The sequence below is a fragment of the Rhodoblastus sp. genome, from assembly GCF_052145335.1.
Taxonomy (GTDB): Bacteria; Pseudomonadota; Alphaproteobacteria; order Rhizobiales; family Beijerinckiaceae; genus Rhodoblastus.
On the sequence record NZ_JBKQOU010000075.1, the window covers coordinates 1 to 6,414 of the forward strand.

Annotated in this window: 4 protein-coding genes; 1 reads left to right on the forward strand and 3 read right to left on the reverse strand. The window is 61.6% G+C overall.

Features of this window, described 5'->3' with window-relative positions:
* The 3 genes from ACLP2E_RS05400 to ACLP2E_RS05410 all read right to left on the reverse strand — a co-directional run.
* Positions 1-1,278, reverse strand: a 1,278-nt coding sequence (locus ACLP2E_RS05400; protein WP_442465356.1) for a DUF1501 domain-containing protein, incomplete at its 3' end; no start/stop codon positions are given.
* Positions 1,279-1,309: 31 nt separating this feature from the next.
* Entirely contained in the window at positions 1,310-4,006 is a 2,697-nt protein-coding gene (locus tag ACLP2E_RS05405; RefSeq protein ID WP_442465357.1) for a DUF1549 and DUF1553 domain-containing protein, read from the reverse strand.
* 97 nt (positions 4,007-4,103) lie between these two features.
* A complete protein-coding gene (locus ACLP2E_RS05410; protein ID WP_442465358.1) occupies positions 4,104-4,457 on the reverse strand; it encodes a hypothetical protein in 354 nt (117 codons plus the stop codon).
* A 58-nt stretch (positions 4,458-4,515) separates the two neighbouring features.
* Here ACLP2E_RS05410 and ACLP2E_RS05415 point away from each other — a divergent pair.
* Positions 4,516-6,414, forward strand: a 1,899-nt coding sequence (locus ACLP2E_RS05415; protein ID WP_442465359.1) for a TonB-dependent receptor plug domain-containing protein, incomplete at its 3' end; no start/stop codon positions are given.

Here is a 6,414-nt window from a genome sequence, read left to right on the forward strand (position 1 = left end):
GATTTCGTCCGTCGCGCCATGGGTGTAGCCGGCCTTGGAGCCGCCGCCCGCCAGCCATTGCGTATAGCCCCACGGATTGTGGTCGCGGCCGTCGCCGGACTGGCCGTAGGAGGTGCGTCCGAATTCCGACGTCCAGACCACCAGGGTGGTGTCGAGCAGGCCGCGATCCTTCAGATCCTGGAGGAGACCGGCGATCGGCTTGTCCACCGCCCGCGCATGCGGGCCGTGGTTCTTTTCAAGGCCGGAATGCGCGTCCCAATTGCGCACGTCGCCGGTTCCGGTTCCAGCGGGACCGGACACCACCTGAATGAAGCGAACGCCGCGCTCGACGAGACGACGGGCGCGCAGCAGATTGGTGCCATAGGCTTTCGCCACCGGGTCGTTGAGGCCATAGGCTTCCTTGGTGGCGTCGCTTTCCTTGGACAGGTCGATCGCCTCCGGCGCCGATTTCTCCATGCGATAGGCGAGTTCGTAGGAACGCGCGCGAGCCTGCAGTTCGGTGTCTTCGGGACGCAGGGTCCCACGGTGATCATTCAGGGCCTTCAGCAGGTTCAGCTCCTCGCGCTGCTGCGGATCGGAAACCAGTTCCGGATGATCCAGATCGATGATCGGCGAATCGCCGGGACGGAAGGCCGTGCCCTGATAGACCGCCGGCAGGAAGCCGGAGCTCCAGTTCACAGAACCGCCGGTCGGTTCGCGATTGCCGTCATAGAGCACGACATAGGACGGCAGGTCGGGATTGGCCGAACCCAGCGCATAGGAAATCCAGGCGCCGAGCGACGGACGGCCCGGCTGCACGTCGCCGGTGTTGAGTTTCAGGATCGAAATGTCGTGCGTTGCGCCGACCGTCTTGCTGTCCTTGATGAAGGCGATCTTGTCGGCGTGCTGGGCGATGTTGGGAACCAGATCGGAGAACCAGGCGCCGCTCTGGCCATATTGTTTCCAGCTGCGATTGGAGGCGAACAATTTACCGACGCCGCCCTGGGTCGAGGTCTTGATGCCATTCAGGAACGAGGCGGGCGTTTCCTGTCCGGCAAGACGGATCAGTTCGGGCTTGTAATCGAACAGGTCGAGCGTCGAGGGCGCGCCGTCCATGTGCAGCCAGATCACCGATTTGGCCTTGGCGGCGAAATGGGGATCCTTGGGCGCCAGCGGATCGGCAAGCTCCGCCGCGCTGGCGGCGAAAATGCCGCCGCCCGGCATCACCGAACTGAGGGTGAGGCCCCCCACCCCGAGAGTCGTGCGAAACAGCATCTGGCGTCGTGATTGGATTGACATGATGTTGGTCCTTTTTGGAATTTTCGAAAAATCAGAAGCGATAAACGAAGTCGTTCGAGTTCACGACGGTGTGGACCAGATCGACAAAGGCGGCTTGACGGATCGGATTGCTCAATTCGTCGTCCTTCAGCGCGATCGGCTCGGCGAGGCTGAACTTGCCGTCGAGAATTCTCTTGGTGAGAACCTTCTGGTGATCGTCGAGGAACCTCGCCAAAGCCGCTTTCTCGAAATCGTCGGGATTGCGGCTGAACAGGATCTCGAACAGACGGGTGAACTCGGCGTTCTCGTCGCTTCCGGCTTCGTGGATGACGCGGCCGGCGATGGCCTGGGACAATTGGAACACCGTTTCGTCATTGATCAGCGTCAGCGCCTGCAGCGGCGTCGTCGTCACTTCGCGGGTGGCATGCACCTGCTGGGTGTTGGGCGCGTTGAAGGCTTCGAGCAGCGGATAGGGAACGCTGCGGCGGGTGAAGATGTAGAGGCTGCGGCGATACCAGTCCTTCTGGTTCTTCGACACCGTCCAGGCGGCCGGGGCGGCGCCAAGATTGGCCGGAACCGGCGGGTATACGCTCGGGCCGCCGACGCGATCCTCGAGCTTGCCGGAAGCGACCAGGAGAGCATCACGAATTTCCTCGGCTTCCAGACGCTGGCGCGGGAACACCGCGAGCAGCTTGTTATCCGGGTCGGCTTTCGCGACCTCCGGGCGATAATCGGAGGACTGCCGATAGGTGCTGGACAGCAGGATCTGGCGATGCAGCCCCTTCACGCTCCAGCCGTTCTTGGAGAAAGAATCGGCCAGATAGTCGAGCAGTTCCTGGTTGGTCGGGCGATCGCCGGCCTTGCCGAAATCATTGACCGTGCGCACGATGCCGGTCGAGAAATACTGGCTCCAGATCCGGTTGGCGTAGACGCGCGAGGTGAGCGGATTTTCCCGGCTGGCGATCCAGTTCGCCAAAGCCGAACGGCGGCCCGACGAAGTGGCGGTAGGCGTGATGACCGGCGCCTGGTCGGTCAGATTGGCCGGGAAGGCCGGCTGCACTTCCTCGGTCGGGCGTTCATGGTTGCCGCCGGAGAAGATGAAGGTCGGCGGCGCGTCGGGACGGCCGAGTTCTTCGACGCCGGTGAAGGTCACCGAGCCCCTGGCGGGCTTCTGGTTATCGAATTTTTTCAAATCCGTGGTCAGCCGCTGGTATTCCTCCCAGCGCGCCTTGGCTTCGTAACCGAACCCGGGGGCCTCCTTGTCCTCGGCGACATAGCGCAGATAGGCGGCGCCGATGATGTCGTCGTTGGTGACGTTGTGGTTCACCAGACGGTGGTTCACCCAGCGATCGCGCGGCGTCCAGTCCTTCTCCGGCTTGAAGATCGCCTCGCGGCTGTCGGTGAGATAGCGCTCCTTGTGATAGGTGAACGCCGCGTCCTTCACCGGCGCCAGCAACTCGGCGCGCCGGTCCTGGATTTCCTTGACCGTATCCAGATATTTCTGAAGGTTCTTCAGGTAGTTCTCTTCAGCGGGACCTTTCTTCTGGACCGGAAAGTCCTCGGTCGTTGAGGTGTTGGCGAAGAAGGCCTGCAGCGAATAATAGTCCTTCATCGTGAACTTGTCGGTCTTGTGGTTGTGGCAGCGCGCGCAACCGACCGTCGAACCGAGAATGGAGGAGCCCACCGTATCGACCATGTCGGTGGTGATCTGGAACTTTCTCTCAACCAGATCGCGCGAGTTGGGATTGTCCGGATAGCCGGTCAGGAAACCCGTGGCGATATGCGCGTTCTGATCGTTGGGGAAAAGTTCGTCGCCAGCCAGCTGCTCCTTGAGGAAGATGTCGTAGGGCTTGTCCGAGTTGAAGGCGTTGATCACATAATCGCGGTAGCGATAGTAATTTTCGCGCGTCGCATCGCCCTGGAAGCCGGCGCTGTCGGCGTAGCGGGCGAGATCGAGCCAGCGGCGCGCCTGACGCTCGCCATAATGCGGCGAGGCCAGCAGCCGGTCGGCCAGCTTCTCATAGGCGTCCGGCGAGTTGTCGTCGACGAAAGCGGTGACCTCTTCAGGCGACGGCAGCAGGCCCCAGACGTCAAGCGTGGCGCGACGGATATATGCGGCGCGGTCGGCTTCAGGCGAAGGCTTCAGGCCCTTGGCCTCGATCTTCGCGAGAACGAAGGCGTCGATCGGATTGCGAACCCAATCCTTCTGCGCGACTTGCGGCACGGCGGGCGCGACGACCGGCAGATTGGACCAGTGCGCCGGCGTCGGAGCGGGCGAGGCGGCGATGGCGGTGGGCGCCGCCGGGGCCACGTTGACCGCGGCGGCGACTGGAGCCGGCGTCGGAGCGGGCGCGGCGGCGACTGACGCGGGAGCGTGAGCCGGAACGGGCGTGGCGGCGGGCGCAGCCGAATTGCCTCTCGATGCGGCCAGCAATGCCGCGCCCGAAGACGCCAAGGCGGCAGAGGTCTTCGGCGCGGCGGCGGGCGCCTCGGCCTGAGCCGCCGTCGGGTCGGCGGACACGGGCAAAGCGGCCAGCGCCTTGGCCAGAACGTTCAGCGCCTCGGCGGAAGCGGCGAGCGCCTTGACGGAAGCCGCCCGCGCTGCGGCTGCGGCCTGTTCCGGCGTCTCGGCAGCCGGTTGCGGCGGCGCGGATTGGGCGTAAGCAGATCTCTCGAACGCCCAGAGGGCGGTGGCAGACGTGAAGCTGAGCAGAACGGCCACCAGGGCCTTCGATTTATTCGTTGTCATCGCCAGTTTCTCACCTCTTCAATTGTCGCTTTCCGCAAGCGGACAGGGTGGACGATTCCGCCCTTAATACCTATTTAATCGATAGGAATAAAAGGATTCAATCGGGTTGACAATGCCGATTTGGCGCCAGATGCGCGTTTTTTTCGAGGCGCCGCCGATGGCCCGACGCGGGGGCGGCGCTCAAAACAGGCTGATGACGAAAATTTATTCCAAACGGGCGCGGTTTCACGAAATGTGGGTTCTTAAACTGACCGTTGCGGGACACAGGCGGCTTTTTCGCCGTTTTTGGCGCCAGATTGCATGTGGCGCTCGAATGACCGGATTGTGATTTTTTCGCAACGCCGCATTCGTTAATCAAATATTCATGTTGTTTTTTCGGCGGCCCCGGTTGACTCGTTGCGCTGGCAAAAAACATATTAAATCTATAGGATAAATTTCCAATCAAAAACACGGCCGGCCGAATCCTCGCAAGTGCCGGTAGATCGCACACTTCATTCAGGGGTCACATGATGCGTAATTCAATCGCCCGGCGCCGGCAGGCGCTGTTGTCCAGCGTCCGAGCTTTGCCCATCGCCTTGCTCGGCGGCGCCGTGGCGCTTCCTGCTCTCGGGCTGAGCTTCGCGGCTCAGGCGCAACAGGCGCAGCCTGCGGCCGCCGCAGCGCCCGCGCCAGCCGCGGTCCAGGCTTCGGCCCCCCCGATCGCTCAGGCGGAGATCGACGAAGTTGTCATCACTGCGCGCGACCGCGCTGAGAAGGACCAGGACGTGCCCCTGCCGATTTCCGCAATAGGCGAAAAGAAAATCGATGAACAGCATGTCGAGAAATGGTCGGACGTCGTTCAACGCATTCCGAGCTTCACGCCGGCCATCGCCAATCCGCGCACCGGCGCGAATGGTCTTCGCGGCGTCACCGGCATCTCCGGCGGCGCCGACGGCTCGGAAGGCGACGTCGGCCTCATCATCGACAATGTGTTCTTGTCTTATATCGGGTTTTCCTGGCTGCAACTCTACGACGTCAATTCGGTTCAGGTCGCGCGCGGTCCGCAAGGCACGCTGCTGGGCAAGAACACCACCACCGGCGCGGTGATCCTCAGCAACAACCTGCCGAGCTTCACGCCTCAAACGACGACCGAAACCACCCTTGGCAGCCGTCGGTTGGTCGAGGAAACCTTCACCACCACCGGCCCGCTGATCCCCGACACGATCGCCTATCGCATTTCGGTGATGGGAGCCAAGCAGGACGGCTGGCTGCCCAATCTATACGGCAACACCAATTTAAAGGGCCAGGACACCGATCGCTGGGGCATACGCGGGCAATTGCTCGGAACCTTCGGCGACGTCACCGATCGCTTCAAATATGAACATGCCGCCACTAACGAAACCAACAACAGCAACGGCACCTGGAACGACGGCTGGGTCACCGATTTCAGCGGGCAGCCGCGCACTATCTCCGCGACCGATCCATCGGGGGTCAAAAAAACCTTCGACAATCCGCAGCAGGCGCTGGCCTGGCTCTATCCGCAATATGCCTCGCGCATCGCGCCGCAACCCTTCGCCACGGTCTATACCAATATCGGCAGCATCCTCACGCACACTGACCTCGTATCGAACGAGTTGAACTGGAATGTCGGCAATTTGACGCTGACCTCCGTCTCGGCTTTCGCTCACTTCGATTTCCATCCCAATAACAGCGATGGCAATTACGGCATCCAGCAATACGACAACAACATCCAGGGCTATGACGTCGGCGCCAACCAATATTCGCAGGAATTGCGTCTGTCGTCGCCGACCGGCGAGAAATTCGACTGGACGGCCGGAACCTACTTCCTGCGCGAGCTGATCACTTCCAACGATCGCCAGCAGTACGGCCCCGACGCGGTCGGCCTGCTGCAACGGAATACGACCAACAAAGGTCTCAATGCCTCCAACATCCTCAATGGCGTCGAAGCCGATCTCTACGGCCAGGCGGGCATCACCACGCTCGCCGCCTTCGGCCAGGGCACCTATCACTACGACGAACACGCCGCCCTGACCTTCGGCCTGCGCGATTCCTATGAAGACCGCACGGCTTCGGACCATGGCTATTATTTCGGCGGCGCGACGCTCGCGCCCAACCTGACCAATGTGCGCACCAATTACATCATCTCGGAAATCGGCGGCACGAATTTCTTTCAGGCCGGAGTCCAGGACACCAATTCGATTTCCTTCCTGATCAATCCCTCCTACAAGTTCAATGACAATATCACCGCCTATTTCAATGTCGCGCGCGGCGTGAAATCCGGCGCCGCGGATACGGTGGCCGTGCCGGTCTATTACACCAACGCCTCGTTCAACACGGCCAATCAGGTTTATCCCGTCGTCGGCAGTCTGCCGATCATCACCCAGCCGGAAATCTCGATCGATTACGAA